The organism is Stanieria cyanosphaera PCC 7437 (assembly GCF_000317575.1).
GTDB lineage: Bacteria > Cyanobacteriota > Cyanobacteriia > Cyanobacteriales > Xenococcaceae > Stanieria > Stanieria cyanosphaera.
The window spans coordinates 4744018-4768667 of record NC_019748.1 but is presented as its reverse complement, the minus strand read 5'-3'; the positions used below and the strand labels follow the sequence as shown (position 1 = coordinate 4768667).

The 24650-nt window shown below is 35.2% G+C and carries 20 protein-coding genes; 8 read left to right on the top strand and 12 right to left on the bottom strand.

Annotated elements, in window-relative coordinates:
* Positions 1 to 155: 155 nt before the first annotated feature.
* Both STA7437_RS20860 and STA7437_RS20855 read right to left on the bottom strand, forming a co-directional pair.
* The gene (locus STA7437_RS20860; protein WP_015195369.1) at positions 156 to 2597 is read right to left on the bottom strand and encodes an HD family phosphohydrolase; all 2442 of its coding nucleotides are present in this window, start codon (positions 2595 to 2597) and stop codon (positions 156 to 158) included.
* Between the two features lie 153 nt (positions 2598 to 2750).
* Positions 2751 to 3680 (bottom strand): ADP-ribosylglycohydrolase family protein, encoded by a 930-nt coding sequence (locus STA7437_RS20855; RefSeq protein WP_015195368.1) that lies wholly within the window; start codon positions 3678 to 3680, stop codon positions 2751 to 2753.
* Positions 3681 to 3942: 262 nt separating this feature from the next.
* Here STA7437_RS20855 and STA7437_RS20850 point away from each other — a divergent pair, with 262 nt between their 5' ends.
* The 3 genes from STA7437_RS20850 (at position 3943) to STA7437_RS20840 (ending at position 5772) form a co-directional block, all read left to right on the top strand.
* The gene (locus tag STA7437_RS20850; protein ID WP_015195367.1) at positions 3943 to 4272 is read left to right on the top strand and encodes a YbjQ family protein; all 330 of its coding nucleotides are present in this window, start codon (positions 3943 to 3945) and stop codon (positions 4270 to 4272) included.
* Positions 4273 to 4344: 72 nt separating this feature from the next.
* The gene (locus tag STA7437_RS20845; protein ID WP_015195366.1) at positions 4345 to 5082 is read left to right on the top strand and encodes a WecB/TagA/CpsF family glycosyltransferase; all 738 of its coding nucleotides are present in this window, start codon (positions 4345 to 4347) and stop codon (positions 5080 to 5082) included.
* Between the two features lie 117 nt (positions 5083 to 5199).
* Entirely contained in the window at positions 5200 to 5772 is a 573-nt protein-coding gene (locus tag STA7437_RS20840; protein WP_015195365.1) for a salt stress protein, Slr1339 family, read from the top strand.
* Positions 5773 to 5775: 3 nt separating this feature from the next.
* Here STA7437_RS20840 and STA7437_RS20835 read toward each other — a convergent pair whose 3' ends face one another.
* Both STA7437_RS20835 and STA7437_RS20830 read right to left on the bottom strand, forming a co-directional pair.
* A complete protein-coding gene (locus tag STA7437_RS20835; RefSeq protein ID WP_015195364.1) occupies positions 5776 to 6366 on the bottom strand; it encodes a TerD family protein in 591 nt (196 codons plus the stop codon).
* Between the two features lie 3 nt (positions 6367 to 6369).
* Positions 6370 to 6948 carry a TerD family protein gene (locus STA7437_RS20830; protein ID WP_015195363.1) on the bottom strand — a complete coding sequence of 193 codons (579 nt, stop codon included), beginning with the start codon at positions 6946 to 6948 and terminating at the stop codon, positions 6370 to 6372.
* A 384-nt stretch (positions 6949 to 7332) separates the two neighbouring features.
* On the opposite strand from STA7437_RS20830, the gene STA7437_RS20825 reads away from it, so the two are divergent.
* Positions 7333 to 8667, top strand: coding sequence for an efflux RND transporter periplasmic adaptor subunit (locus STA7437_RS20825; RefSeq protein WP_015195362.1), 1335 nt, complete (start codon positions 7333 to 7335; stop codon positions 8665 to 8667).
* A 92-nt stretch (positions 8668 to 8759) separates the two neighbouring features.
* A complete protein-coding gene (locus tag STA7437_RS20820) occupies positions 8760 to 11921 on the top strand; it encodes an efflux RND transporter permease subunit (RefSeq protein WP_015195361.1) in 3162 nt (1053 codons plus the stop codon).
* Positions 11922 to 11998: 77 nt separating this feature from the next.
* Here the strand turns inward: STA7437_RS20820 and arsS are convergent, their stop codons facing one another.
* Positions 11999 to 13009, bottom strand: coding sequence for an arsenosugar biosynthesis radical SAM (seleno)protein ArsS (arsS, locus tag STA7437_RS20815; RefSeq protein ID WP_051036077.1), 1011 nt, complete (start codon positions 13007 to 13009; stop codon positions 11999 to 12001).
* A gap of 128 nt (positions 13010 to 13137) precedes the next feature.
* On the opposite strand from arsS, the gene STA7437_RS20810 reads away from it, so the two are divergent.
* On the top strand, positions 13138 to 13341 hold the full coding sequence (locus STA7437_RS20810) for a hypothetical protein (RefSeq protein ID WP_015195359.1): 204 nt from the start codon (positions 13138 to 13140) through the stop codon (positions 13339 to 13341).
* Positions 13342 to 13428: 87 nt separating this feature from the next.
* Here the strand turns inward: STA7437_RS20810 and STA7437_RS25085 are convergent, their stop codons facing one another.
* On the bottom strand, positions 13429 to 16578 hold the full coding sequence (locus STA7437_RS25085; protein WP_015195358.1) for a carbohydrate-binding protein: 3150 nt from the start codon (positions 16576 to 16578) through the stop codon (positions 13429 to 13431).
* Between the two features lie 399 nt (positions 16579 to 16977).
* Between STA7437_RS25085 and STA7437_RS20800 the strand changes: the two genes are divergently transcribed.
* Positions 16978 to 17706 (top strand): hypothetical protein, encoded by a 729-nt coding sequence (locus tag STA7437_RS20800; RefSeq protein WP_015195357.1) that lies wholly within the window; start codon positions 16978 to 16980, stop codon positions 17704 to 17706.
* A 180-nt stretch (positions 17707 to 17886) separates the two neighbouring features.
* Here STA7437_RS20800 and STA7437_RS20795 read toward each other — a convergent pair whose 3' ends face one another.
* The 4 genes from STA7437_RS20795 to STA7437_RS20775 all read right to left on the bottom strand — a co-directional run bounded on the left by STA7437_RS20795 (position 17887) and on the right by STA7437_RS20775 (position 22263).
* A complete protein-coding gene (locus STA7437_RS20795) occupies positions 17887 to 18918 on the bottom strand; it encodes a cysteine hydrolase family protein (protein ID WP_015195356.1) in 1032 nt (343 codons plus the stop codon).
* Positions 18919 to 18976: 58 nt separating this feature from the next.
* Complete coding sequence (locus STA7437_RS20790) at positions 18977 to 20098, bottom strand: THUMP domain-containing class I SAM-dependent RNA methyltransferase (protein ID WP_015195355.1); 1122 nt, start codon at positions 20096 to 20098, stop codon at positions 18977 to 18979.
* A 699-nt stretch (positions 20099 to 20797) separates the two neighbouring features.
* Positions 20798 to 21367, bottom strand: a complete 570-nt coding sequence (locus STA7437_RS20780) for a Uma2 family endonuclease (RefSeq protein ID WP_015195354.1) — start codon at positions 21365 to 21367, stop codon at positions 20798 to 20800.
* A 122-nt stretch (positions 21368 to 21489) separates the two neighbouring features.
* Positions 21490 to 22263: an ABC transporter permease gene (locus tag STA7437_RS20775; RefSeq protein ID WP_015195353.1), complete on the bottom strand. Its 774-nt coding sequence runs from the start codon at positions 22261 to 22263 to the stop codon at positions 21490 to 21492.
* Positions 22264 to 22327: 64 nt separating this feature from the next.
* Here STA7437_RS20775 and STA7437_RS20770 point away from each other — a divergent pair, with 64 nt between their 5' ends.
* The gene (locus tag STA7437_RS20770; protein ID WP_015195352.1) at positions 22328 to 23491 is read left to right on the top strand and encodes a DegT/DnrJ/EryC1/StrS family aminotransferase; all 1164 of its coding nucleotides are present in this window, start codon (positions 22328 to 22330) and stop codon (positions 23489 to 23491) included.
* 48 nt (positions 23492 to 23539) lie between these two features.
* Here the strand turns inward: STA7437_RS20770 and STA7437_RS20765 are convergent, their stop codons facing one another.
* Positions 23540 to 24283: a DUF561 domain-containing protein gene (locus tag STA7437_RS20765; RefSeq protein WP_015195351.1), complete on the bottom strand. Its 744-nt coding sequence runs from the start codon at positions 24281 to 24283 to the stop codon at positions 23540 to 23542.
* Between the two features lie 135 nt (positions 24284 to 24418).
* Entirely contained in the window at positions 24419 to 24598 is a 180-nt protein-coding gene (locus STA7437_RS20760) for a hypothetical protein (protein WP_015195350.1), read from the bottom strand.
* Positions 24599 to 24650 lie beyond the last annotated feature (52 nt).

The window sequence follows — 24650 nt, the reverse complement described above, 5'->3', positions numbered from 1 at the left end:
CGATGCGACCGCCTTTGAGGAAACCTCAAAGGACGCAAGCGCATCGAGGTAGAAAGCAGAAAGATTTTAGGCTAATTTATACTGCTAACCAATAAGTGTACTTTATTAATCGGATTTAGTATTATTTAGTTGAATACCTGAAAATTTTTTACTTTTTACTTTCCATTTGAAGGTCTAGCATCTAATGCACCTTTAGGATAAACAATTCGCTTGTGATTAAATTGTTGCCAAACTCGAATAAACACTTCAGCAATTACTGGTAATTCCTCATATTTTAAACCGCTATCTACTAATTGCTGGTCTTGCCAACGAGCTTTAAATATCTTTTTGATCATACTCAAAGCTTGTTCAGGAGTTACATCTTTAAGCGATCGCAAAGCAGCTTCGCAACCATCAGCCAACATCGTGATTCCTGCTTCTCGCGATTGAGGAACCGGACCATCGTAACGAAAATCAGATTCGTAAACTATCGTGCTTTGTCTTTCTGCAATCTGTTTAGCTTGATAATAAAAATAAGAAATAAGTAAAGTACCTTGATGTTCGGGAATAAAATCGCGAATTGCTTTAGGTAAGCCATACTTGCGTGCCATGATTAAACCCTCGGTGACGTGTTTTTTAATTATTTCAGCACTAAGCCAAGGGTCATCAATTTCATCATGTTTATTAGGACCTCCCATCTGATTTTCGATAAATCCTAGAGGATCATGCATTTTACCAATATCATGATACAGAGTACCAGCCCTAATCAATTCAACATTGCAATTTAATTCTCTAGCAGCAGCTTCCGCTAAAGAAGCGACAAACATCGTATGCTGAAAAGTTCCTGGTGCTTCGGTTGCCAATCTTTTGAGGAGAGGTAAATTAGGATTAGAAAGTTCTGCCAAACGAATAGGAGTAACCACATCAAACAATCGCTCTAAAAAAGGAGAGATTCCCAAGGCAACTACACTCCAAGCGACACCAGTTAAACCATAAAAAATCGCTCCAGGCAAAACGACAGACCAAATAGTTGTAGGAGTGGCACTAACAATCAAATTAGTAAACAGGTAAACTCCACCTTGAGTAAGACCAACAATAATGCCTAATCTTGCCAATGCCTCACGAGAACGCAATTTTCCCGCGATCGCTGCTGCTAATAAACCTCCTGCTGTACTAGCTAGTAAATATTCCCAACTAATACTGGTACTACTAAAAGTTAACAATCCTGTTAACAAACTAATCTGACAAATAGCTAAGGCAGGACTGTAAAAACTACTAACCAATAAACCAATAGCAGGTAAATTATTATAAGGAACGTTGAGAATGACCATAATTGGCGAACTCAAACTCAGCAAGCAAAGCAAAACATAATCTCGCTGACGTAAAGAACGATGAATTCGCTGCTGAATTAATAAAAAAGTAAATACAGAAGTTGTTACCAGAATTGCCGAAATTTTTAAACCAGTCCAATTGGTAGTACGACGACTCAACCCAAAACCATCCAAAAGAACAAAATCAGCTTGAGTAATAGTTTCCCCGCGATCAACTATGACTTCTCCTTGTTTGATTTCTACCACTACTGGTTCAATTGCTAAAGCAGCTTTTTCTGCCATAGTTTTAGTGGCTTCACGGTCATGTTCCAAATTAGGCTGTAAAACTGAAAGTAGTAAATTACTAGCTAAATGAGCCGTTTGAGGAGGTATTTCTGGATTTAGTTGAATATTAACTGCTTCTTCAAGCAAATTAGAAGGCATACCAGGAGGAATTCCTTGAGTGAGAATCCTTTCTGCTGCTTGCATGATACTGGTTTTAGTAGTTGCCCAAACCGAATTATTTAAATTAATTAAAGTATTAATTTCCTGTTCATTAAATTGATTAATTTGTTTAGCTTCAAGTTTTTTCCAAGCTTGAGCATAACGATAACGAGCTAAAGTAATTTTGGCTGCTAAAGCTTCAAATTCTTCTAATGAGTGATTATCAGCATAAGATTGTAGCTCAGTCACTACTTTAGTTAGTTCAGGGTTAACTTGCAGTGATTTTGTGAATGGTTGCTTATTCTCAACAAATTTTAAAATTGTATCTAATTCTGCTTCTGAAATTGAACGAAGATAGTGTTGACTTTCTGTAGAAATTTTTTGTGGGTCTAAAAAAGGAAAAGGAGCAGATAATTGGCGAATTTGTTCAATATATTCCAGATATTTAGCTAAATTTAATTTAATTTGTCCAGTAACAACTTGATTATTTCTGAGGATAGGTACAATACCAGTTTGAACTTCTTTTCGTTTTTCTGTAGTAGTTTTTTGGTCTTCAAATTGTCCATCATGAGGAGCCTCAATTTTTACAGGAGCAATTGTACCTACAGCTAACTGAGGCTGATTATAAAAACGATAACCAACTACACTAGTAAGGGAAATTAAAGAAACTAATAAAATTACTAGAGCGTTTCTTTGACGATGCCGTCGACGGATAGTTCGTTGTTGAGAGAGTTGCTGAGGCGAGACTACCGTAAGTTGTTTGTTGCTTGCTTTGGCTCTCCACCAAAAATTTAAATTACATCGGTTTTGATGTTTGTGTCGCCAAGCTTCAAGTTGTTCAGTTAATAAAGACAAGCTTTTCATAATGGGTGGAGATCTAAAACATTGGCACTGCTTGAATTAAATTGCGTCTTAAAAAATCTAGAAGTAGTATTGTAACCAAGAGTGAAAGAAAAAAATTTATTGTTTTAATAAATTAGAATTTTGTTGAGAGGGAGAAACGTCGAGGATGTCTTGTCAGGTTGGTTGCTCCTGTTGAGAAATTATTTTTAGAGAAGCTCGTGGTTGAATAACTCCAGCAGCAGCAACAATTGATGTAGAAATTGTCTCAAGATTTGGCTGATACATCCCTAACCAAGTAGCAAGTAAACGTTGAGATTCTTGTTCGAGCCTTCGGTAACATCCATTGTTTTGACTTGCCAAACGCCAACTAAGAGGAATTCCAGTTCTACCATTATATGCTCCCGCCAAAGCTCCTGTAAGAACAACCACTGTTAAACATTGAGAACCTGTATTCATAGCTCGACGAATACAAAGAGAAAAATTTTCTGGACTAGATTGAAAACAATACCAAGCTAGAGCGATCGCATTTTGCATCGGATGACTTTGATCTTCTTGGTCTAACTCCTCCACCACTTCTTGTAAGCTTTTACCCTGAGATGACAGGATTAGAGCTTGATTTAACCGTTTAACCAAAAAAGCTCTTGGCTCTCCTACATCTAATATAATGGAGTCGAAACCGTCAGTAAAATTTAATTTTTCTCTTAAAATCAAAGCGATCGCTTTACTGAAAAAGTAAATAGCTTCTTTAACTTCTATACAATGGTGAGCAAAGAACGATAATCGTTGCCATTGCTCTTTAAACAAATATAAGTTGTCATGGCACAACAGCACTAACGGTAAAACTGCACAAATTACTTCTTCGCTACAATGACTTAGTTTTTCCAGTTCTAGTTCCAAAGCTATTTTTTGCCAATCGAGTTGTTCAATTCTTTCGCAGTTGCAGAGAATTTGAGCTATTTTTTCACCAGCTAACATTCCTTCAGAAGCTTGAGCATAAGTTATTTTTTGCCAATCTGATGCTTGCAAATTACTAGTTAAAGCTTTCCCAATCGCACTACCTAGCCACGCACCTTGAAATCTGTTTAACAGTGAATAGCGGTTCATTGGTTTAATTGTTTTTTAGCTTACTTCTTGTGGTCATAGTATGACAAAACGATTTGAAAAAACTCAGAAAATATACTTAAAGACTCAATTAAATGGCAACAAATAGCCCGATAATTCTTGATCAATGATATTCAATTCTAAAAATACTTGTCATTTTTTCAGCTTGTTTGGCTCAAATATTGGCTTTGATTGAACAAAAAGCATCATGAGTAGGCAAAGCAGTTTGATACGATAATTTCATAATCATTAAAAATTTCAACCCATGATAGTTACTACTACTGATCTTGTTCAAGGTTACACTGTTGAAGCTTATCTAGGTATTGTCACTGCTGAAGTCGTTTACGGAACCAATGCCTTAAGAGACTTTTTTGCTGGAATTCGAGATATTATCGGCGGTCGTACTGGTAGCTATGAAAAAGTTTTTGAAAAAGGACAGCAAAATGCAATTGCAGAACTAAAACAACGCGCTCAAGCTTTAGGTGCTAATGCCATTATCGGAATTGAAATTGATACAGGTACAATTAACGTCGATAGTCAAGGTGCTTTACTACTGATTACTGCAAGCGGTACGGCAGTTAAACTCAGAAATTGAACAAAAACTTGGAATTATTTCCTAAAATTTGAGTTTTTTGTTTAAGTCAGATTTTATTCAACTAAGAATATTATGTCCCACTCACAAGAACAATTAGTTTCTCCGCCTCGTTATCCAGTATTAAATGTCTCAGTTCATTTGCTTAATGATTATCAAGGATGGCTAGTCAATCGACTTAATCGTCAATTAGGCACTCATGTAGTCACACTTAATGCCGAGATGGCAATGTTGGCAGAAAAAGAACCAGAGCTAGCCGAAATCATCCAAAATGCCGAATTTGTAATTCCTGATGGTTCTGGAATTGTTTTTTATTTGCGTTTACGTGGTCACAAAATACAACGTTGTCCAGGAATAGAATTAGCCGAATCTTTTTTGGCTAGCCTTGAAAATCAAGCTCAAACTTATTCTGTTGCTTTTTATGGCGGTAAACCAGGCATAGCAGTAACAGCAGCTAAGGTATGGCAGCAAAAAATCCCTAAGCTGCAAATTATTGCCCAGCATGGTTATCTCCCTCCAGAAGAACAAGCTCAGTGGCAACAAACTCTTCAAGCACAACAACCTCAAATTATTCTCGTGGGTTTAGGAGTTCCTCGACAAGAGTTTTGGATTCAAAAAAATCGTCATCTTTGTCCTAATTCTATCTGGATTGGTGTAGGTGGTAGTTTTGATATTTGGTCAGGTTACAAATCTCGCGCACCTGCTTGGTTAAGTGATAACCATCTTGAATGGTCTTATCGTTTATATCAAGAACCTTGGCGATGGAAAAGAATGCTCGCTTTACCTCAGTTCTTTTGGCGTTCTTTAAGATAATTTTTTTTGAGTAGGGGCAATTCATGAATTGCTTCTACTGATAGTTGTGATAATTTTTTATAATTAGGAAAGAAGCAATTAAATTAAAACAACTTTAAATTTAAATTATTTTTGACGATGAACTCCGAGCAAAACTTAGATAATTTATTAAATGAATTAAAATCTACATATAAGGATTCTGATAGTTTACCCCCAAATTATAGTAGCGAAATAGGAAATTTGCTTGATGAGGTTAAATCTGAATTAAAGACAAATAAAAAGTCAAAAGAACCTAATCGAAATCAAATAACTCAAGCTCAGTCTCAAGTTGATGAATCTCTTGATTTAATTAAACAACAATACCAACAGAAGCAAAATTTATCTTCAGCTAAAATAAAAAATACTAAGATTATTCAAAATAACTCACAACTAAATGAATCTTTTGAGTCAATCAAAGCTCAGTACAAAAATAAACAAACTCATCAGCAAGCTCAAGAGCAGTTAAACTATAACAGAAATAAACAAGAAATTATTATTCAAGAACAGCAAAAACAATTACAGCACAAACAATTAGTTCAACAAGCAGAACAATGGTTAAAAAACCTCGATCCTAATTCGGACGAAGGTATGTGGTTTAATGAGCTTGCTGAATCATATCCTTCAAGATTAGAAGCAGCTATTAGTTATTTATCAACTTTAAAATCAATCTAGTTTTTAGATGTATTTTTTAGCAATATCTCCTATTCCTTTGGCAAGAAAAGCTTCTCCAATAGCTGCCATTTTCCATTCACTATCATGTCGATAAACTTCTCCCAAAATTAAGGCATTTTTATTCTGATACTGACTTCCAGAAAGTTGATAACGAGCAATTTCTTGATTATTATTCAAATCAACTAATCTGACAAAAGCATTGTCTACTTGAGAAAGTTCTTGGTTTCTTTTTTGGGCTTCATAAATGTTAACTAAAAAAAGCAACTTACTTAGTCTATCTGGAACTTTGGGCAAATCTACAATAATTTGCTCATCATCTCCTTGTCCATCGCCAGTTAAGTTATCTCCCAAATGAGTAATAGCCCCTGAAGAATGTCTCAAGTTAGCAAAATAAATAATGTCTGATTTATCAGTTAACTTTTGATTTTGATCTAAACAAATTACAAATGAATCTAAATCAAAATTAGGAGAAGAACTAAACCAACCACCAGCTTTTTTGGCTACATCCCAGCCTAAACCACACATAAGTCTAGTCAGATTAGGAGCTTCTTTCTTCAGAGAAATGCGTTGTCCTTTTTGTAAATTAATCGTCATTGTTTAACTATGGTAGCGATTTAATAAAGCCTCTAATCCTCCTTGATAACCCGCGCCAACTGCACTCATTCGCCATGTACCATCTTTGCGATAAAGCTCTGCCATAATTAATGCAGTTTCAATGGAATAATCTTCGGCTAGGTCATAGCGCAAAACTTCTTGTTTGGTTTTCACATCTACAAGTCTTACAAATGCATTATGTACTTGTCCAAAGTTTTGTCTGCGTTGATCTGCTTCATAAATCGTAACTGTAAATACTAGTTTTTCAACCTCATTTGGTATCTTGGTAAGGTTGACTAGAATTACTTCATCATCCCCTTCTCCTTGTCCTGTTCTATTATCTCCCATATACTCTACCGAAGGAGGTTGTTCTGGGCTTTTGGGATTGTTATAAAAGATAAAATGGTTTTCTGTCAAAATCTTTTCATTACTTCCCAACAGGAAAACAGAAGTATCTAAATCGAAATCTACACCTGAGTCTGTTCGATTGATATCCCATCCTAAACCTACTAAAACCGCTTCTAGTCCAGGTGCTACTTTTTCTAGTGAAACTCGCTGTCCTTTTTGTAGAGATATAGCCATATCTTTTTGCCTATAAATTTAGAATCACTAATGTAAATTTATATCAATTTTGAACTGTGTTTACCTCTACCATAAGTACTGAATAATAATTTTTCAATTACGCGATCGCTTTATAATTTTAGATTAAAATAAAAGCTTATTGTAAATTAATTTGTCTTGAAAATTCTACAAATAGCAAGAACTTATTAAAAATAGCAAAAACTTGCAAGATTTTTTGGGGTCTGTTCGGGTAATATTATCAAGCCCAAGATTGATTAAATCACAGTTGACAAAATATCTTTCTAAAGGTGAATAGCAAATTCAGGATTTTTGATTTATTTTAAGTTAGCAAATAAAAGTTAAGTTTTATAAACTGTAAATATTATTAATAGTAATAAATAACTAATGAATGACAGACCTTTGGTTAGGGGTAGGTTATTTGCTCTAATTGTCACAGTAACTTTGTTAACTGCTGCTTGTAGCAAACAAGAGCCTCCTCAAGCAACTCAACCTCCAGCAGTGCCAGTAAAACTGCAAAACTTAGAACGTGCTGCAATTAGAGATAGTTCTGAGTTTGTTGGTAGTTTAACGGCTAAACAAAGAGTGATTTTAGCTTCTCAAGTCGATGGCAGAATAGTTTCTATTTCGGCTACAGAAGGAGAAGCAGTTCGCCAAGGACAACCTTTAATTCAACTTCAATTAACAGAAGCGCAAGAAGAGGTTAATGCAGCAGTATCTAATATTAATATCCAAAAAGCTAATCTCGATAATGCCATAGCACAGTTGCGAACTGCTCAAGCACAAGAGGCAGCAGCAGCAGCAGATGTCGCTCAAAAACAAGCAGATCTACGTCAGCAAGAAGCGGAAGTAGAGTTGGCTCAGGAAAATTTAAAGAGAGTTGAATTTTTGGTTACTGAAGGCGCAGAATCTAAACAACTTTTGGATGAACGTAGCCGAGATTTGAAAACGGCTCAAGCTCAACAAGATGCTTTAGAACAAGCTCTTAATGCTTCACAAAAAAATCTAGTAGCTGCCCAAGAAGGAATCAAAGCTGCTGAGGCAGCAATCAACCGAGAAAAAGCTGCTCAAAATCAGGCTGAAGCTCAATTAGGAGTAGCTCAAGAAAATTTGTCTTATAACCGTTTGGTTGCTCCGATTGACGGTGTAGTGGGTAATATTGTTCCCAAAGTAGGAGATTATATTGAGGCTGGACAAGAATTAACTAATATTACTCAAAATGACACTCTGGAGTTGAATTTGAATGTTCCGATTGAACAGGCATCTCAATTAAAACCGGGATTACCAGTCGAAATTGTCGATCAATCCGGTCAAGCTAATGTTAGAGGTAAAATTAGTTTTATTGCTCCTCAAGTTAATCGTACTCAACAATCGATTTTAGCTAAGGCAACTTTTCCTAACAATGGCAATTTAGTTGATGAACAATTTGTTAAAGCTAGGGTAATTTGGTCGCAACAATCAGGTGTCTTAGTTCCTACTGAGTCAGTTTCCCGAATTGCTGGACAAAATTTTGTTTTTGTTGCCCAGGAACAAACAGGAGAAGATGGCAAAACTACATTAGTAGCTAAACAAAAACCTGTGACTTTAGGTGAAATTCAAGGACAAGCTTATCAAGTTATTTCTGGTATAGAAGCAGGAGAAAAATTAGTAGTATCGGGGATTTTAAATTTATCTGATGGGACTCCGATTAATCCAGAGTCTTTGACTAGCAAGAATAATTGAGGGAGAGGGGGAGAAACCTAGTATTTAATCAAATCACCGCACCTATTGCCTCTCTTGATTTGAATAGCTATTAAACTAACTTTTAAATAATCATGTTACTTAGTATTGCCGATATTTTTATCAAGCGACCTGTTTTAACAACAGTTTGTTCGATCATTATTGTTTTAATAGGAGCGATCGCAATTCCTTTGTTGCCGATTTCTCAATTACCGCAAATTGCTCCAATTCAGATTGAGGTTTCTGCTACTAATCTTGGGGCAGACGCTCAAACTACTGAAAATGCAGTTACTACTATTATTGAGCGGGAAATCAATGGTGTGGAGGGGATGCAGTACATTTCTTCTAGTACTAATGATAGTGGTATTAGTGCGATTAATGTTACTTTTCCCGTCTCAAGCGATCGCAATCTGGCTCAAGTCAATGTTCAAAATCGAGTTGCTTTAGCCGAACCTCGTTTGCCTAGTGTAGTTCGACAAACTGGGGTGAGTGTGGTTCAGTCTTCTCCAGATTTACTTATGGCGATCGCTTTTTATGCCAAAAATGGCGAATATGATGACTTGTTTTTGAGTAATTATTTAGATACTTATGTTGCGGATCAAGTGCAACGGGTTGAAGGGGTAGGTAGAGCGAGAATTTTTGGTGAACGTCGTTATGCGATGCGTCTTTGGCTCGATCCTGCTGCTTTAGCAGCGAGAAATCTAACTGCTCAAGATGTGGTTGATGCCCTGCAAGAACAAAATGTTCAGTTGGGGGCAGGAAAAATTGGTCAACAACCAGCACCTGAAGATCAAAGGTATGAGTTTACCTTACGCACAGAGGGTAGGTATGAAACTGCTAATGAATTTGAGGAGATGGTAATTCAGGTTGGTGAAGAGGGAGGTTTAGTTCGACTCAAAGATATCGGCAGAGCGGAATTAGGCGCAGAAAATTATGATACTGCTGCTAAATATAATGGTTATCCTGCAATTGGGTTGGGTATTTTTCAACTTCCTGGAAGTAATGCCCTCGATGTTGCTAAAGCAGTCAACGCGAAAGTAGCAGAATTGGCGGAAGATTTTCCTCCAGGCTTGACTTATGAGCTTGCCCTTGATACTACTGAATTTGTGGAAGTTTCTTTAGAAGAAGTAGTTTGGACTTTAATTATTGCTGTTGCTTTAGTAGTCCTAATTATTTTTATCTTTTTGCAAGATTGGCGAACAACGATTATTCCTGCGATCGCGATTCCTGTTGGTTTGGTAGGAGCTTTTGCTTTTCTTTTGGCATTTGATTTCCAAATTAATACTTTAACCATGTTTGCGATGGTATTGGCTACAGGAATAGTAGTTGACGATGCGATTGTGGTAGTAGAAGCGATCGCTACAAAAGTTGAGCGGGGAATCAAACCTGTTCAAGCTGCGATTGACACTATGAATGAGTTAAGTGGAGCAGTCATTGCAACTTCTTTAGTTTTAATAGCAGTATTTCTGCCTGTTGCGTTCTTTCCTGGTTCAACAGGAGTAATTTTTCAACAATTTGCTTTAACTATTATTTTTGCGATCGCACTTTCTACTTTCAATGCTTTGACTTTTACTCCCACGATGTCGGGTGTATTATTAAGTCCCCAAGATGAACGTAGAGGTTTATTAGGTTCATTTTTTAATAAGTTTAATCAGGGTTTTGGTTGGACTGAAACTAATTATGCCAAAAGCATTACTTTTTTAACTAGAAAATCGGTTAGATATATTGTTGTAGCTGCTTTTGCTGCTATGTTTATCTTTACGATCTTTCTATACAATCTCGTTCCTACAGGATTTATTCCCGAAGAAGATCAAGGTTACTTTTTTACCATTGTTCAAGCTCCTGATGGAGTTTCTCTTAACTACACTCAAGAAATAATGGAACAAGTGAGTGCAGAAATAGACAAAATTGAAGAAGTTCAAGATTACTTTAGTCTTTCTGGTTTTAGTTTTGGTGGCAATGGTAGTAATCGTGGTTTTGTCTTTGCCAAACTCAAACCCTGGTCAGAAAGAAAGGGCGAATCTAAATCAGTCTATTCTATTCTAGGTCAGGTTAATGGTGCATTTCAAAATATTACAGGCGCGAGAGCTTTTGCTATCAACGCTCCACCAGTAAGAGGATTGAGTAGCTTTGGCGGATTTGAAATGCAAATTCAGGATCGTCGCGGTTTACCTCTATCTGTATTAGTTGAAAATGCTAACCAAATAATAGCAGCAGCCAACCAAAGACCAGAAATAGGTGCAGCTTTTACTCAATTTGCAGCCAATACTCCCCAAATTGAAGTTGAAGTTAATCGCGATCGCGCTAAAGCTCTTAATATTAATATTGATGATATTTTTTCTACCCTACAAACCTATTTGGGTTCTAGTTACGTCAATGATTTTGTACTCGGACAAAGACAATATCGAGTCTACGTGCAAGCAGAATCAGATGCTCGTTCCAATCCTAATGATATCGGTCAATTATATGTTCGTTCTCAAGATGACCAAATGATATCGCTCAATAACTTAGTTACACTGAAAGAATTTACAGGCCCACAAATTATTAACCACTATAATCTCTTTCGCTCTATTAATATCCAAGGTTCTCCTGCACCTGGATACGGTACAGGACAAGCGATTCGAGCAATGGAAGAAGTTGCTGCTCAAACCTTATCCCCTGGATTGGGTTACGAATGGACAGGAACAGCTTTAGAAGAGGTTAATTCAGGCGGTCAAGTTACTTTAGTGTTTGCCCTGGGGTTAGTCATGGCATTTCTCGTCTTAGCTGCACAATACGAAAGCTATGTCGATCCATTGATTATTATGTTAACTGTTCCTCTAGCTATTTTTGGTGCGATCGCAGCTATTTGGTTTCGAGCTAATCTACTTCAAACGGGTAGTATTTGGCCGATCATTAATAACAATATTTACTGTCAAGTTGGATTAGTAATGTTAATTGGTTTGGCTAGTAAAAATGCCATTTTAATTGTTGAATATGCTAACCAATTAAGAGAACAAGGACTAGGTTTAGTTAAGGCAGCAATTAAAGCTGGAAGAGAACGTTTTCGTCCGATTCTAATGACCGCAATTTCTAGTTTAGTTGGGTTTTTTCCTTTAGTAATTGCTACTGGTGCAGGTGCTTCTAGTCGTTGGTCTTTAGGTACTGCTGTCTTTGGAGGACTACTGTTTGCAACAGTTTTAACTTTGTTTTTAGTTCCTTCTATTTATATTGTGATTAAAAGTTTAGAAATACGAGTCTCTAAACTAATGTCTTAAAAATATTCACATTGCTACTTTTCAATTGCCTGTAGGGAAAATTCATGAATTCTCCCTACAAATTTTTTATGTAAATATTATTTTACTAAAGAACCGCCACAACTAGAGCCATTTCCAGCCGTACATCCATAACAATAATTAGCTGTTTTAATTTGATTAATTACATCTAAACTTTTTGCTTCTAACAATTTATCTATAGTTAATTTTTTACCTTTAAAATCAGTAGCAGCTAAATTTTCCATCTGATTAAAATCGCAGTCATAAACATTTCCTAAATAATCAATTGAAAGTTGATTGATACACATTAAATTAGGTACAGTAACTCCATTAAAATTACTTTCTAAAAACTTGAGGTACGAATCTTTTAAATTTTGTCTTTGTAAATATTGTTTAGTTCTTCCTACTGGAAGATTAGTAATAGTAAATAAATGATTAAACTTAAGCTTAAATTGTTCTAATAAATATACTTTGTAATCCTGTTCTAAATTCTTTTGATCGGGAGTTAAAGAAAATTTGTTCTGATTCGGTAAAGCAGGATTATAAACTAGATCTAGAATTAATTCTGGTTTTGTGCCATAACCTAATTGATTTAATTTTTGAATAGCTTGAATAGATTTATGATAAACTCCTGCGCCTCTTTGTTTATCAACATTGGTTTCTAGGTAACATGGTAAAGATGCGACTACCCTTAATTTATTTTCAGCAAAATATTGAGGTAAATCTTCAAATCCAGCTTCAAAAAAAATCGTTAAATTAGAACGAACAATAACTTGTTTACCTGCTTGCTTAGCTGCTTCAACTATTGGTTTAAAACCATAATTCATCTCTGGCGCACCACCAGTTAAATCTACTGTTTCTATTTGAGGAAAAAGATTAATTATTTCAATTAATTGTTGACAAATTTCTGGAGATAATTCTTCAGTGCGTTTTGGACTTGCTTCCACATGACAATGAGTACAAGCAAGATTACATTTTTTGCCTAAATTAATTTGTAATACAGTAATTTTTTGTTTCTGTAGAGGAGACTCAATTTTTTGAGCAAAAGGCGTTACTGTTAAATTATCAATTTTTTGATTAGTTGTTAACATTATAGTTGTTTGATAAGATTGACCAAAGAAATTCACTTGCTGCGATCGCCTGAATTATTAGTTAAATAGCTTAAATTATCATCATCGTTATATTATTACTATAATTCCTCAGTATAGAAATAATTTTGATGTCAAACTTCTCACTCGATCCGGCCGTCTATCCGCTATTAATCTTTCACTGCTTTATTGGTGCGATCGCAGCGTTGTTAGCCAAGCACAAAGGCTATAATTTCTTACTCTGGCTAATTTTAGGTTTGATTGGTGGAACTTTTGCTTTTATGGGGATAATTGTCATGAAAGATCAAACAAAAGAATCTGATGCTGCGAAATAGAGTAATTATGTTTAAATTCTAAGCAAAAGCGAATAGAGTGAACTCCTCACTTTTGCTGAAGCAATTTTTAACTAATTTATTTCAAATTTAGATAAAAACAAAGGAATTGCTATCTATAGTAAGATCTAAAACATCTTCAACCACAGCGATCGCTTCATCTGCTGAACCTTGCCAAAAAATGGCTGTTCCTTTGGGTAAACCTTCTGGAGAAGCACCAAGATAATAGTTATCGGCACTACCATGAAGTTGAAGAACATCACCGCTAGCAAAGTCGGTAACGAGAACGTAATCTTCCCAACCTTTAGCAGCATAATAAGGCTCAAAAACATTACCTAATACAAAGACATCTTTTTCTTGACTACCACTAAGAAGATGATCCGAATCATTTTCTGCTGTCAGCAAATCGTTATTAGAATCGCCTACTAGAGAAGTTTGAGCGAGATTTCCGAGCAGTGTGTCTGTGGCAACATCGCTTTCTAAATTTAAATCAATATATGGAAGCAAGTCAATGTAGTTAAGATTGAAACCAGAACTATTCAGATTAATTTTTAGTTCATGAGTACCAGCAGTTAGATTTAGAATTTTTGCGATCGCATCAGACCAAGACTGCCAGCCACCTGTACCATTAAAATTTAACGTCGTAGTTTGTCCATCAATGGAAATATCGAGACTATGAGTAGCATCTACATCTGAAGCAACACGAACAATAGGCTGATACAAACCAGTTTCAGGAATATTAACGTTATAGGTTAGCCATTCTCCTGAATCAATCCAGCCTACAGTATATCCGCCACCAACATCTTCAGAAACACCAAGATCGACATCATCATTGCGATAAACTCCACCTATATTACCAGCAGTAGTATCGTAATAGTTGGTGTAATCTTCAACTTCGATCCGAATTCCTGCTGCGGGAACTAAATCAATGTAGTTAACATTAAAACCAGAAGTTCCTAAATCTAGTTTCAGTTCGTGATTACCAGCAGTTAGATTAAGGTTTGCACCTGCGACATCAGACCACGATTGCCAGCCACCTGTACCATTAAAATTTAACGTCGTAGTTTGTCCATCAATGGAAACACTCAAACTGTGATTGCTATCTAGTCCAGAAGCAACACGGGCAAACAACTGATAGGTAGAAGTTTCAGGAATATTAACGTTATAGGTTAACCATTCTCCCGAATCAATCCAGCCTACAGTATATCCGCCACCAACATCTTCAGAAACACCAAGATCGACATCATCATTGCGATAAACTCCACCTATATTACCAGTAGTAGTATCGTAATATTTGGTGTAATCTTCGGCTTCGATCCGAATTCCTGTTAAACGATTGCCAAAATTAAGGTTTTTAATGATTTCGCCAGTACCAATAGAGACTTCATGGGCTGTATAATTTTTAGGATTAATAACGGGGCTAAAACTGATAGCTAAGTCATTATTCAAATAGTTCTCGTTGTATGCTACTTGAGTTCCTTTTGTACCATCAGCGTTTTCTAAACCAACCGTGGCACTATTAAAAGTGGCATTCAGGTTGTCATACTGATAGACAATAGTTCCATCAGAGTTCAGAATAGTTTGAAAAGTTAAAGAACCTTCAACTTCGTAACGAGGAACATCCTGATATTGAACAACGAATTGTTCTTCTGTTGGATTGTAATAATAGTAAATCGAGCCTCCAACCTTGGGATTTAAATCATCCCAAAATGGTGCGATCAAATTATTAGCATCATAAGAACTCGGAAGCCAAGAGTTGTAGTAATTTGTTGCATCCTTGCCAAAGGTAAGATATCCATTTGAGGAAATTTTGATGCTGTTGTATTCTTCTCCATAGAAAGAAAAGTTAAACGGTAAGGCAACTTCTGCGTAATCGTCATCACCCAAATTCAATTTTGTACCAACAGAAGAGATATCTACCCAGTTAAAAGAAATACCTCCTGGTTGAGTACTATCAGACCATTCGTATTCAACTCCAACAGGATAAGTTTGTTGCCATCTAGGTGGAAGTTGTTCAGCAACTGTGTAATTACCAAAGTGTAAATTGGTGAAGGAATAAAAGCCGTTAGCATCCGTGACAGTAGAAACTTCTCCTTGATCAAGTTGACTATTCTGATTTTGATCTAGGTAAATTGTCAAACCTTCTAAACCAGGTTCACTTGCATCTTGCTGACCATTTCCATTGAGATCATGCCATTTAATTCCTTGAATTTCTCCAGGAACAAGAAAAGGATTAAAATTTAGATAAATTTCCGAATCGTTGCCGTTGTAGTCTTGCCAAACTACTTTGTCACCTGAGATACGCGGACTATAATCACTGGTATCATTATTGGTTAGTTGAATGGTTTGAGAGCCATCATAGAGATAAATTTCTGAATCGTTACCATCGTAACCTTCCCAAACAACTTTGTTGCCTGAAATTTGTGGACTATAATCACTAGTATTATTATTAGTCAGTTGAATGGTTTGAGAGCCATTATAGAGATAAATTTCGGAATCGTTATCATCGTAGCCTGACCAAACTACATTGTTACCTGAAATTTGTGGACTATAATCACTAGTATTATTATTAGTCAGTTGAATGGTTTGATTACCGTCATAGAGATAAATTTCCGAATCGTTATCATCGTAGCCTGACCAAACTACATTGTTACCTGAGATTTGTGGACTGTAATCGCCTGTACCGTTGACAGTTAGTTTGTTAGTATTAGTACCATCATAAAAGTAAATTTCTGAATCTTTGCCGTCGTAGCCTTCCCAAACAACTTTGTTGCCTGAGATTTGCGGACTATAATCACTAGTATCATTATTAGTCAGTTGAATGGTTTGAGTCCCGTCATAGAGATAAATTTCTGAATCGTTACCATCGTAGCCTGACCAAACTACATTGTTACCTGAAATTTGTGGACTAGATTCATAGATATCATTGTTAGTCAGTTGAATGGTTTGAGAGCCATCATAGAGATAAATTTCCGAATCTTTGCCGTCGTAGCCTTCCCAAACAACTTTGTTGCCTGAGATTTGCGGACTATAATCACTAGTATCATTATCAGTGAGTTGTACTACAGTTCCACTATCGTGATTATAGAGATAAACTTCAGAATCGTTACCATCGTCGCCCTGCCAAACAACTTTGTTACCTGAGATTTGCGGACTATAATCACTAGTATCATTATTAGTTAATTGAAAAACCGCAGATTGATTCTCCTCATTATTGGAGTTAGTCGAATTGCTATTCATTACATCCTCCTTACAGAGTTAGATCGGATGTTAATGTCTGAGCTATGTCTCAATTCAAAACAAACTCATATTCGGCAAACACTTGTTTGATTAATATTTGCCTTTTTGATTATTTTTTCACGTTCAAGCTTCTCCTCAGCACATTAATAACATTTGACCTAATCTGTGCTTTTGTTAAAAACTTTTATCTTGAAATTTAAAATTATCTATCTTAATTATGGATTAGAAATATTTTTTGAGCTTTAAAACTTTATGATCCTAAACAAAATTAACTGATTTAAACCAAGGCATCAGCGATCGCTTTTAATTAATTTTATGACTATTGTTCAAAGTTATCAGCAGTATTCTTGATACGTTCGTTATTCTAATCTAAAGAAGTGAAGTCTTCGGTAAAACAAAATGAATAAAGATAGTGTTTTAGCTTATGTAAAACTTTACCAACATATTTTAGAGCAATATCATATTACTCTTTCTGAAGAAGATTTTAAAAATATTTATAAACTTGTTGAACTAGTTTTTCAGTTAGACGATCTCTACGATCTTGTTGGTAAATCATTTAAGAACCATGAATTAGCTAAAATCAAAAAGACAATGATTAATTTAATGCCTAATAATCATCCGATTGGTTTGTCGGCAATTGAAACTTTATTTCAAGCGATGGAAAATGAAATATCTTTAAATTTAAGCGAGTCATTAACTAAATATTTAACAGTTGCTAGTAAAAGTATTGGTTCAGGGATTTTAACAGGTTATTTAGCTAGTAGATTGGCTTTAGAATCAAAAGTTTGGTTTTCAAAAATTATAATTGAATTTAATGATGAAATTGATACAATTATCAGATTAGCAAATGATTATTTAGATTTAAATACTCATCAAAAACGAAAGTTAGCAGAAATTCCACAAATCAAAGCATTAAATTTTTTTAACAATAAATCTCAATACAAAAGATATTTATTTTCTAGATATGTCATTCACAAATTTCGTTACTTGGTTTACTTGATTAGATTTAAATATTTAAAACTATCTTCTAATTGGAAAGAGCATTGGCAAGCTATTATATGTTCAGAATCAATTCTTGATTGGGCATTTAAAGTTTATGTAATTGATCGCAATTCTTGTCAAGAGTAGGCTAAAGATTTTAATGAAATTAACAGGTGCTAAAATTCTTCCAGGTTAACAATTATAAGCGTTACTATTTTACTTGGTATAAAAATTTTGAGTGGGATTGTTTTAATTATAATATTTTCGTTTTTCAAGTAAATTTAGCAGTCTCTTGAATTCATAACAACTTCTTTTAACTAAGAATAATTAATTTAAAGCTAAAGAAGATGTCGATTTAATAATATTCATTCCTGCATCGGCAAAACGTTGAAAAGCTAAATTAGCTTGCTCGGTAAAATCTATAATTCCAGGAATAACAACAGGAGAAGTACAATCTTCTAACAAATAAATTTTTTTAGATAAGTTAATATCTATTGTTTGAATCTCGGTTAATAAGTTGTCAATTGTCCAAGCAACACAGTGACTTTTAGCTTGTCCTGCAATAATTACTGCATCAAAATCAAGTAATTTTTGAATTAAGTTAGTATTTTTATTAGCTATGGATTTACCATCAGCATCGCTTAAGACTTCGGGACACAAAACCGAATAATTTTCGGTTAAGGGATTACTACCTTTTAATTCAAAATGAGTTTGACTATTTCTAGCAAGATTATGAAAAAAAATTGCTTCTTCTACTGCCGAAACTAAAGCGTGTCCGATGCCTCCTAACATGGAATGATAAAACCAAATTGTTAAAGGATACTTGCCATCTTCACTCAGTTTTTTTACATAATGTAGAGCGTATTTTTCTAATTTTTCGTAATCACCATTAGTTAAACTATATGCGATCGCTTGATTAACTTTCCATCTTTCTGTTTGAACATCTTCTAAACTAATCATGGTGGCGGGTTCGGGATGATTACCTAATTTATCAACCCAAAAAATTGGATGGAAAATTTGCATTGCTGTATGAGTATCCATCGTCGGAATAATTTCGGTAATTACATTTAAATTACGATAGATAAATTCGCACAACCGCACGTTATCTTCTACAGCACTTATTCCCGATTTACCACCAACAAATAATTCAAAGTCGGGAAGACAAAAGGTATTTTGTACATCGATTAATAATAGACAAACACGGGTTTTATCTTCTAATGCTGATTGAATATCATATTCTTTTGCCCAAAGTTTGGCTTCTCTTGCTCTTTGTTGATAAGGTACTCGGTACACTTTATCTACTTCTTCGGCATTAAAGAAATTAGGAATAAGTATTTGTTTAATATTTGATGAAATCATAATTCAAACTCGTACAAATATTTTGTTATTAGGTAATCAATTTTTTAAATAATATAACTTAATACAATTCATATTTTAGTAAAGTACAAGGAATCGAACCATTGTAAACAGCAAGACGGCGAGAAGTTCTTAAGCCAATTTTTTTAGATAATTCTTTATTGCCTGTTAAAACATAAGCTGTCCATCCTTTAAATCTTTGTTTAAAAATATCTCCTAATAACTTGTATAGTTCTCCTAACTCTTCTGTATTTCCTATTCTTTGTCCGTAAGGAGGATTACAGATAATAACGCCTTCTGAAGTTGGTGCTTCAATGGTTGCTAATTCTTGTTGATAAAATTCAATTTGATTTTCTAAACCACAATTTTGAGCATTAATTTGTGCTAGTTCAATTACATCAGCATCGCGATCGCTTCCAAAAATTGGTTGAGGAAGTTGAGTTAATTGATTGTTTTTTGCTTCAGTAATAAGTTGTTGCCAAAGAGTTGAATCGAAATCTAACCACGATTGAAAACCAAATTTTCTCGACAATCCTGGAGCAATATTTAAAGCTTTTAAAGCTGCTTCAATAGGTAAAGTTCCCGAACCACATAAAGGGTCTAAAAAAGGTAAATTAGGTTTCCATTCTGCCATGTCTAATAAGGCAACAGCTAGAGTTTCTTTTAAAGGTGCTAGTCCCATCGCAGGACGATAACCTCGGCGATGTAAACTCGAACCAGAACTATCTAAACTAATCGTACAAAAATTGTTATTAATATGAGCATTAACTAATAAATCAGGATGATCGGTTTGAATATTGGAACGTTCACCAAATTGTTTTTGTTGTTGGTCAACAATGGCATTTTTTATTTGCAATGCTGTAAAATGAGTATGATTGAGATTAGAATTTTTTCCTGTACAATTAACAGCTAAAGTCATCTCTGGATTTAGATATTCTGACCAATCAATATTCTGAACATTGCGATACAATTGCTCGGCATTATAACTTTTTATCTCAGCAATTGGAACTAAAACTCGAAAGATTATTCTCGACCAAAGATTAACTCGATAAAGTAAAGTTTGATCTCCTTGAAAATAAACTCCAGTAAAATCTGGACGAACATTTTTTGCTCCTATTTTTTCTAATTCTTGAGCAGCAATTTCTTCTAAACCACGAGCAACTGTAGCAAAATAATTATTCATGTTGTTGATAGCGGTCAATTATAAATTTTATTAAAATTTTTTCAAAAAAAAGCAGTAAATTTTATTATAGATAAAACTGTTGCTTGTTAGAAAACCAATTAATACACAGGTAAATTTCAGTATCAAAAAAACGTTAATTATTTTTTTATAGCAGTACAAAAAAAGATTAGGATATTACATTGATCGTAAGGGCGATTCGCGAATCGCCCTTACAAGGTTATTGTGTCCTAACCCTAAGACGTAGTGCCATAGTTTAGATTCAACATTAAAACCATTGACAGTAAATGTTTCAAACGTAATATCCATTCGTAAGATTATAGGTATAAAAATGATTTTTCAAGCTCTCCAGATACTTTATAAGAGAATAAAGTTTACTTAAATAGCCGAAAATCAAAACTAGAGGCAAAAAATAGACAAGAAATTTTTGTCGAATCAGTTGCTCATTCTTGTCTTGGAATTCTTTTTGGATAACAAATAAAGTATCTTTAAAAACAGCTATAGTATTAGCGATCAAGAACTTGAGCAAATATTGCAACAGGTTAACCTGCCAGATTTAGCCAAAAGATTCGATGGTTTCAACCAACAAAGCAGCACTTCTATCACTAACTCTGTAACAATCTAAGCTGCTTTAAATTTAAACAATAGTAATTCTTATTAACTTGATTCGGACTTCTGAATTCTGATTAATACACGAGACTATCAGTTACTAAAATCAACTCCTGCATAAATATCTGCTAGTTCCAATTTTAAATCGACACAAGTCAAATCAATCTCAAGCTCTTCTGCTTCATATTCAGATAATAACCATCCCGACTCCGTTTTAGCATATTGCATTACATGATATTTTTGCTGTGAAATCAAAATATATTCCTTCATTTCAGGAATCGAGCGATAATAAGTAAACTTATCTCCTTGGTCGTAATTTTGAGTAGAAGGAGAAAGAATTTCCGCAATCATCACAGGATTAGTCACTGTAGTCGTACCTTTATCTGCATAGATAGGTTCTCCCTGAATTAACATGACATCGGGATAAATATAGACGCGATGGCGAGGTATCCACAATCTAACGTCAGCTATGTATACGCGATAGTTTTGTTTTTTGAGATTAAATTTTAAATTGCTATACAGATTGCCTGAGATTTCATTATGATTGGTCGTTCCTCCTGTCATGGGAATGATTGCTCCGTCGCGGTACTCACTTTTGTATTCTGCTTCTTCCTCTAGCTTCAGATATTCTTCTGGAGTATAGTTATGAGCTTGTAATTGCATAGTAGGGATACCAACTGCACTGTTTTTGTTTTAATCCTAGTTTAATCAGTGCAATTAATTATGTAAGAATATTTAAAACATCATGTTGTTTGAGCCATTGTTAATAAAATCTAAGCAAATTTTTAGATTAATTGAGCATCTTGATTAAAAAATCGACGATAAACACTTTCAGTAATTAAGAAAGTCGCCGTCAAATTAGTTAATGCGATCGCAAAAAGAATTAAAATTTGATAAGAAGCTGCATCTAAAGGATTACCACCAGCTAAAACTTGCCCTGTAAACATTCCTGGTAAACTTACTACTCCTACTACCATCATTTGATTAATTGTCGGAATTAAACCAGCACGAATGGCATCTTTTTGATAAGTCGTAATAGCTTGTTTGGGAGTAGCACCTAAAGACAAATGGGTTTCAATTTCCAAACGATTGTGCTTGATGGTACTAACTAAACGTTCTCCTGCCAAGGAAGCACCATTCATCGCATTACCTAATAACATCCCCACCAAAGGAATTAAATATTGAGGTTCGTACCAAGTGGGCGGTTGAATAATTAGCAGGATAATATAGCCTATGGTTAAACTACTGCTAGCAACCAAAGAAAGCCAAATCATGGGAAACAAACCTTGAATCTTTTTACCGATGCGGTTACGAGTAACAACCGTAGCAATGGAGATCATCACTCCTATAATTAACATGACTGACCAGGAAGTATTAAGAGCAAAAATAAACTCTAAAATATACCCGACTACCATTAACTGTAATAATGATCTTCCTGCACTATAAAGTAACTGTCCTTCTAAACCTAATTTTTGCCACAGGGAAAGTGCGATCGCAATGCCAATAATTCCTAGTGCCAAAATTAAATCGGTAACATCGAGTGCAATGAAATTATCCACGATACTTTAAGTTAGTCACAAAATTTGGTTTCATAAGTATAAATTTTTAGGTTGAGTAAAACCAGTGAAGCAAATTCCCCCTGTAGATCTAACCAGACAACACGAACTAATTGAACAAGAACTAGCTACGGCTGTTTTGGCAGTGTTAAAATCTGGTCGTTATATCGGCGGTACAGCAGTTACAGATTTTGAACAGCAGTTTGCTAATTATATCGGTGTTAGTGAATGTGTGGGCTGTAATTCAGGTACAGATGCTCTTTATCTGGCATTAAGAGCCTTAAATATTGGTCAAGGTGATGAGGTGATTACTACTTCTTTTACTTTTATCGCCACAGCAGAAGTCATTACTAGAGTGGGTGCAAAACCTGTTTTTATAGATATAAATCCCGATACTTTTAATTTAGACCTAAATCTAATCGAAGCAGCTATTACAGAAAGAACTAAAGCTATTATTCCCGTGCATTTATTTGGGCAACCGATTGATATGACGCGGTTAATGGCAATTGCCGATCGCCATAATCTTTATGTGATTGAAGATTGCGCTCAAGCGATCGGAGCAGAATGGCATAATCACAAGGTAGGTAGCATCGGTTATATTGGTTGTTTTAGTTTTTTCCCTACCAAGAATTTAGGTGCTTGTGGTGATGCTGGTGCTTTAACTACTAATGATCAAAATATAGCTGTTCAAGTAAGATTACTCAGAGAACATGGTTTAGAACGTAAATCCGATCAGAAAATAAGTTATCGTCACCTCGTCACAGGATTAAATAGTCGTCTTGATGCGCTTCAGGCTACTATTTTACAAATTAAATTGCGTTATTTAGAACAGTGGAATCAACAACGTACTGAAGCAGCCCAGTATTATCAACAAATTTTACAACCTCTTCCTGCTTTAAAACTACCTAAAACTCTACTTGAAGGAAAAAGCGTCTGGAATCAATATACTATTCGTATCCCAGATTTATTTAATCAATCTGAACTAACCAGAGATCTGATTCGTTCTCAGCTAGGACAAATGGGAGTAATTTCGATGGTTTATTACCCATTGCCTCTTCATCTTCAACCTGTTTACCAATCTTTAGGCTATCAAAAAGGGCAACTGCCCGTATGCGAACAAGCTGCCCAAGAAGTATTATCTTTACCTTTATTTCCAGGAATTGAAACGGAGGAACAGCAACAAGTAGCTTATTGCCTCAAAGATTGCTTATCCTTTTTACCCAATCATTAGTCATTATTGATGAAACAAAACCAATGACAGCCGTTTCATGAAATATTATTAGACTCTAACTTGATGATGATGAGCTAGAGCTTCGACAATACTCCGAACAGCAGCTACCATAGCAATTTCGTTATCAAGTTGATTAATTGCCGAACCAATTCCCACTCCAGATGCTCCAGCCGCGATCGCTAGAGGAGCAGTTACACTTGATAAACCAGAAGCGCACAATACTGGTACATCAACTGCACGGGAAATCGCATGAGTAGCAGCCAAAGTAGGAGCAGCTTTTTCAATTAATCCCTGAACGCCAGGATGAGTAGGATGAATGCTAGTACCACCCTCAGTTTGAATAATATTAGCTCCCGCTTTAACCAATTCTTCTGCTAATTGTACTTGCTCGTCTAAAGCCAAGATATGAGGAACAGTAACCGACAAAGTTACATCAGGTAAAAGAGCGCGAGTTTTGTAGGTTAAATCTAAAACTTCAGGTGCTTCAAAACGTCTTCCTTGAGCGTAAAAACTATCAAAATTACCAATTTCAATTAAGTCTGCGCCTGCTTCTACTGCACTTACGAATAATTTGGGTTCTACGGCTGAAACACAGATTGGTAAATTAATTAGTTGACGAATACTTTCAACTAAAGAAGGTTCGGCAGCGATATCAACAAAAGTCGCTCCGCCTGCTGCTGCTGCTTTGACAATCGTTGCTACTCGCGCACCATCGAAATTATTTAAGCCACTAATTACTTTCAGAGCATTGTTTTGCTCAAAGGCTTTTCTGAGATGAGGATGCATCGTCATAATTTACTTATGTATCTAGTTGTAATTTGTTCAGTAGCAATTAGACTATCTTATAGCGCCCCCTTTATGCTACTAATCAAACAAAATTTTGCTATTCCTCAATAAACTACTTAATTTCTTTCAATCAATCACAAATTATTGAGTACTTGTGGCTCGAATGGGTGAATAATCCCCTGGTTGAGACATACTGACACTATAAATAATCGGAATCAATCCTACTGCTAAAGAAGACACAATCACCAAAAAAATTATTTTTAGCTGTTCGGCTTGACACCAACTAGGGCGAATAATTTCAATTTTTTCGTAAGTTTTCATTTTCTAATCATCTCAATAATTTCAAATAAGTTCCCTTACTTTATTTTATTAT

Coding starts and splice junctions, on each gene's coding strand:
- STA7437_RS20860 (WP_015195369.1), bottom strand. CDS start 2,597: ATGAAAAGCTTGTCTTTATTAACTGAACAACTTGAAGCTTGGCGACAC.
- STA7437_RS20855 (WP_015195368.1), bottom strand. CDS start 3,680: ATGAACCGCTATTCACTGTTAAACAGATTTCAAGGTGCGTGGCTAGGT.
- STA7437_RS20850 (WP_015195367.1), top strand. CDS start 3,943: ATGATAGTTACTACTACTGATCTTGTTCAAGGTTACACTGTTGAAGCT.
- STA7437_RS20845 (WP_015195366.1), top strand. CDS start 4,345: ATGTCCCACTCACAAGAACAATTAGTTTCTCCGCCTCGTTATCCAGTA.
- STA7437_RS20840 (WP_015195365.1), top strand. CDS start 5,200: ATGAACTCCGAGCAAAACTTAGATAATTTATTAAATGAATTAAAATCT.
- STA7437_RS20835 (WP_015195364.1), bottom strand. CDS start 6,366: ATGACGATTAATTTACAAAAAGGACAACGCATTTCTCTGAAGAAAGAA.
- STA7437_RS20830 (WP_015195363.1), bottom strand. CDS start 6,948: ATGGCTATATCTCTACAAAAAGGACAGCGAGTTTCACTAGAAAAAGTA.
- STA7437_RS20825 (WP_015195362.1), top strand. CDS start 7,333: ATGAATGACAGACCTTTGGTTAGGGGTAGGTTATTTGCTCTAATTGTC.
- STA7437_RS20820 (WP_015195361.1), top strand. CDS start 8,760: ATGTTACTTAGTATTGCCGATATTTTTATCAAGCGACCTGTTTTAACA.
- arsS (WP_051036077.1), bottom strand. CDS start 13,009: ATGTTAACAACTAATCAAAAAATTGATAATTTAACAGTAACGCCTTTT.
- STA7437_RS20810 (WP_015195359.1), top strand. CDS start 13,138: ATGTCAAACTTCTCACTCGATCCGGCCGTCTATCCGCTATTAATCTTT.
- STA7437_RS25085 (WP_015195358.1), bottom strand. CDS start 16,578: ATGAATAGCAATTCGACTAACTCCAATAATGAGGAGAATCAATCTGCG.
- STA7437_RS20800 (WP_015195357.1), top strand. CDS start 16,978: ATGAATAAAGATAGTGTTTTAGCTTATGTAAAACTTTACCAACATATT.
- STA7437_RS20795 (WP_015195356.1), bottom strand. CDS start 18,918: ATGATTTCATCAAATATTAAACAAATACTTATTCCTAATTTCTTTAAT.
- STA7437_RS20790 (WP_015195355.1), bottom strand. CDS start 20,098: ATGAATAATTATTTTGCTACAGTTGCTCGTGGTTTAGAAGAAATTGCT.
- STA7437_RS20780 (WP_015195354.1), bottom strand. CDS start 21,367: ATGCAATTACAAGCTCATAACTATACTCCAGAAGAATATCTGAAGCTA.
- STA7437_RS20765 (WP_015195351.1), bottom strand. CDS start 24,283: ATGACGATGCATCCTCATCTCAGAAAAGCCTTTGAGCAAAACAATGCT.
- STA7437_RS20760 (WP_015195350.1), bottom strand. CDS start 24,598: ATGAAAACTTACGAAAAAATTGAAATTATTCGCCCTAGTTGGTGTCAA.